2 protein-coding genes and 1 pseudogene are annotated in these 2,347 nt (G+C 70.9%); all 3 read right to left on the bottom strand.

Annotated features, from left to right (window positions below):
- Window positions 1-288: pseudogene (locus E1218_RS35475) on the bottom strand (endonuclease/exonuclease/phosphatase family protein); the annotation flags it as partial.
- Between the two features lie 99 nt (window positions 289-387).
- Window positions 388-1,113 (bottom strand): HAD family hydrolase, encoded by a 726-nt coding sequence (locus E1218_RS35470; protein ID WP_132327406.1) that lies wholly within the window; start codon window positions 1,111-1,113, stop codon window positions 388-390.
- A gap of 59 nt (window positions 1,114-1,172) precedes the next feature.
- Window positions 1,173-2,347 (bottom strand): CPBP family intramembrane glutamic endopeptidase (locus E1218_RS36465; RefSeq protein WP_165949571.1); only part of this gene is annotated, 1,175 nt, incomplete at its 5' end.

Raw genomic sequence — 2,347 nt, 5'->3', positions numbered from 1 at the left:
GTCCTGCAACTGGGCATACAGGCCCTCCTGCGTCCCGATCAGCTGCGGCCGTGCGCTCCGCAACTGCTCACGCATGACCGGGCGCCGGGCGCTCCACTCGTTCGGTGGGGTGTCACTGGCGTAGCGCAGGTTGTACGACATCACGTGCAGCGGCTGTGCCGTACCGCCACCGGCCGGTGCGATCTCGTCGTACTGGGTGGTGGCGGCCTGCGAGACGCCGCCGGTGACGGTCAGGCCGAGCGCGGCAGCGGCCACGAGCGCAGCGAATCTACGGCGGGTGGAAAGCATGTCAGAATCCTCCATGGGCGGGTTGCTCGGAGGTTGGACGTTAACCAGACTTGGTGTCCGGTCGCTAGCCGTAGCGCGTCGGGTACGTGACGGAACGGTTCAGCCGACGATCCCGTTCCAGGTGTCGATCAGGCCCGGCAGCTCGGACAGGCGGTGGACGGTCGCGTCCGGCGTTCCCTCCGTGTGGCCGATCTGCTCGAGCGGGATCGCGCTGTGCGGGATGTGGACGGCGCGCATGCCGGCGTTCTGCGCGCCCCAGACGTCGTCGAACAGCCGGTCGCCGACGAACAGGCACCGCTCCGGCTCGGACGCCCCGACCGCCTTCATCGCGGCCAGGAACGCCTCCGGGTGCGGCTTGGTGTGCCGGATCTCGCTGGTGTAGACCGCGCCGTCCAGCAGCTCGAGGACGCCGTCGCGCGCGAAGATCTCCTCGTGCCGTGGGCGCGACCAGATCGTGTTCGACAGCAGGCCGATCTTCAGACCGCGCGCCCGCAGGTCCCGCAGCGTCTGGACGGCGTCCGGCTCGAGCTCGGTGTGCGGGTGCCACTGCCGCTCGTACTCCGCCAGGGCGGCCGGCGTCATCACCACGTCCGCGAGCAGGCACACCTCCTCGAGGGTGCTGCTCAGGTGCTCGTCGCGGGAGCGCAGCCAGACGGAGCCCTCGGCCTTGACCAGCCGCTCGGCGAGCTCGTCGGCCCGGGCGTCGTCGATCAGCTCCGCCACCGACCGCCAGACGGCGTACAGGTCGATGTCGTGCCAGGTGGCCAGGGTGCCGCCCCAGTCGAACAGGACGGCTTCGATCGATGGGATGTTCGCGTTCGTCACACCGACACCCTGCCAGAGCGCGCCGACACTTCTCCCCCGGTTTTTCGCGGCCGCCGGAGTCAGCTGACGCGGGCGATCCGCTGCCGCTTCGCGAGCCAGACGACCGCGGCCGCGTACACGGCCAGGCAGGGCAGGTCGACGACCAGCAGGGTCCACGGCGCCCCGCCCTGCTCGTCCCAGCCGTCCAGGCTTCCCATTGCCGCCGGCAACAAGAAGGCGAACACGTTGTTCAGCGCGTGCACGGTGATGGCGGCCTCCAGCCCGCCGGTGCGGACGGTCAGCCAGCCGACGACCATCGCGAACACGAAGATGTCCGCCATCGCCCAGCCGGTGTAGCCGTGGGCCGACACGAAGGCCACGCTGCTGATCACGAGCCCCGGCCACGGCGTCCGCCAGATCACCTTGAACCACGGCGAGCGGCCGTCCACGGTGTCCGGTCCGTACGCGCCGACCGCCTGGACCAGCCAGCCGCGGAAGACGAACTCCTCCGCCGCCGACTGGAACGGGACCAGCAGGAGGATCACCAGCGCCGGTACGACGAACGCGGCGAGACCGACCCATGAGCCGTCGTCGGGGGTGACGGGCTCGTCGGTCGGGAAGATCTGCTCGACCAGGGTGCCGAGCGCGAGCGAGAGCAGGAGGTAGCCCAGCGCGGGCACGCAGGTCAGGAGCAGCCAGCGCCAGCGGATGCGGTTCACGACCGAGGCCACGCTCAGCCACGGCCGGCGCTGGACCAGCCGGGCCGCCAGCAACACGAGCGGCGTCAGCACGCCCAGCATCACCAGCGTGAGCGCGAGGTTCTCGATCTCGTTGGGGAAGAACTCGTCGCCGGTCGGCTCGGAGACGTCGCCGGTGACCAGACCGTGCACGATCACCCAGGCGACGACCAGTGCACCGATCAGGAAGAACCCGCCTGCTGCGAGGAACAAGGTCCCGGCGACAGGGCGCCACCAGCGGTGCTTCGGAGTCCGGGCGAGCCGGTGGTACGGCGTACCGGGTGGGGCGGCGACGATCGCGGGCTCGTGGTGGAACGGCTGCGGCGCACCCCACGGCGGCGGCTGCTCCGGCGACCAGAACGGCGGCTGCCCCGGGTACTGACCCGGTGGGTACAGCGCCGGTGGCGGGTAGGCGCCCGGCTGTGAGTACGGCGGCTGCGGATACGGGCCGGGTGGTGAATGCGGGCCCGGTTGCGGGTGGGGCGCTGGTGGCGGGTACTGACCGGGCTGGGAATATG

The organism is Kribbella turkmenica (assembly GCF_004348725.1).
In the GTDB taxonomy this organism is placed as follows: Bacteria; Actinomycetota; Actinomycetes; order Propionibacteriales; family Kribbellaceae; genus Kribbella; species Kribbella turkmenica.
The sequence above is the reverse complement of the archived record's forward strand: the minus strand, read 5'-3'. Positions and strand labels throughout refer to the sequence as shown.